1 rRNA gene is annotated in these 1,646 nt (G+C 52.7%); it reads right to left on the reverse strand.

Going from position 1 to position 1,646, the window contains the following annotated elements:
• Window positions 1-46: 46 nt before the first annotated feature.
• Window positions 47-1,598: ribosomal RNA gene (locus JCM19034_RS20485) — 16S ribosomal RNA — on the reverse strand.
• Window positions 1,599-1,646 lie beyond the last annotated feature (48 nt).

The following is a 1,646-nucleotide window of genomic DNA, read 5'->3' on the forward strand; positions in this document are numbered from 1 at the left end:
TCAAACAACCGAAGCTGTTTGTCGATTAGAGTTATATACTCCATAGAAAGGAGGTGATCCAGCCGCACCTTCCGATACGGCTACCTTGTTACGACTTCACCCCAATCATCTGTCCCACCTTAGGCGGCTGGCTCCAAAAGGTTACCCCACCGACTTCGGGTGTTACAAACTCTCGTGGTGTGACGGGCGGTGTGTACAAGGCCCGGGAACGTATTCACCGCGGCATGCTGATCCGCGATTACTAGCAATTCCGGCTTCATGTAGGCGAGTTGCAGCCTACAATCCGAACTGAGAATGGCTTTATGGGATTGGCTTCACCTCGCGGCTTCGCTGCCCTTTGTACCATCCATTGTAGCACGTGTGTAGCCCAGGTCATAAGGGGCATGATGATTTGACGTCATCCCCACCTTCCTCCGGTTTGTCACCGGCAGTCACCTTAGAGTGCCCAACTGAATGCTGGCAACTAAGATCAAGGGTTGCGCTCGTTGCGGGACTTAACCCAACATCTCACGACACGAGCTGACGACAACCATGCACCACCTGTCACTTATGTCCCCGAAGGGAAATCCCTATCTCTAGGGAGGGCATAAGGATGTCAAGACCTGGTAAGGTTCTTCGCGTTGCTTCGAATTAAACCACATGCTCCACTGCTTGTGCGGGCCCCCGTCAATTCCTTTGAGTTTCAACCTTGCGGTCGTACTCCCCAGGCGGAGTGCTTAATGTGTTAACTTCGGCACTAAGGCATCGAAACCCCTAACACCTAGCACTCATCGTTTACGGCGTGGACTACCAGGTATCTAATCCTGTTTGCTCCCCACGCTTTCGCGCCTCAGCGTCAGTTACAGACCAGAGAGTCGCCTTCGCCACTGGTGTTCCTCCACATATCTACGCATTTCACCGCTACACGTGGAATTCCACTCTCCTCTTCTGTACTCAAGTCTCCCAGTTTCCAATGACCCTCCCCGGTTGAGCCGGGGGCTTTCACATCAGACTTAAAAGACCGCCTGCGCGCGCTTTACGCCCAATAATTCCGGACAACGCTTGCCACCTACGTATTACCGCGGCTGCTGGCACGTAGTTAGCCGTGGCTTTCTGGTTAGGTACCGTCAAGGTGCCACCCTATTCGAATAGCACTTGTTCTTCCCTAACAACAGAGCTTTACGAGCCGAAACCCTTCATCACTCACGCGGCGTTGCTCCGTCAGACTTTCGTCCATTGCGGAAGATTCCCTACTGCTGCCTCCCGTAGGAGTCTGGGCCGTGTCTCAGTCCCAGTGTGGCCGATCACCCTCTCAGGTCGGCTACGCATCGTCGCCTTGGTAAGCTTTTACCCCACCAACTAGCTAATGCGCCGCGGGCCCATCCTGTAGTGATAGCCAAAGGCCATCTTTTACTCTATGGTCATGCGACCTTAGAAATTATCCGGTATTAGCACCGATTTCTCGATGTTATCCCAGTCTACAGGGCAGGTTGCCCACGTGTTACTCACCCGTTCGCCGCTAACGTCATAAGAGCAAGCTCTTATTCTGTTCGCTCGACTTGCATGTATTAGGCACGCCGCCAGCGTTCGTCCTGAGCCAGGATCAAACTCTCCATAAAAGTTGAGTTTAAGTAGCTCAATTAATTGTAAAACATTGACGAGATTCC

The organism is Bacillus sp. JCM 19034 (assembly GCF_001310635.1).
In the GTDB taxonomy this organism is placed as follows: Bacteria; Bacillota; Bacilli; order Bacillales; family Bacillaceae_D; genus Halalkalibacter.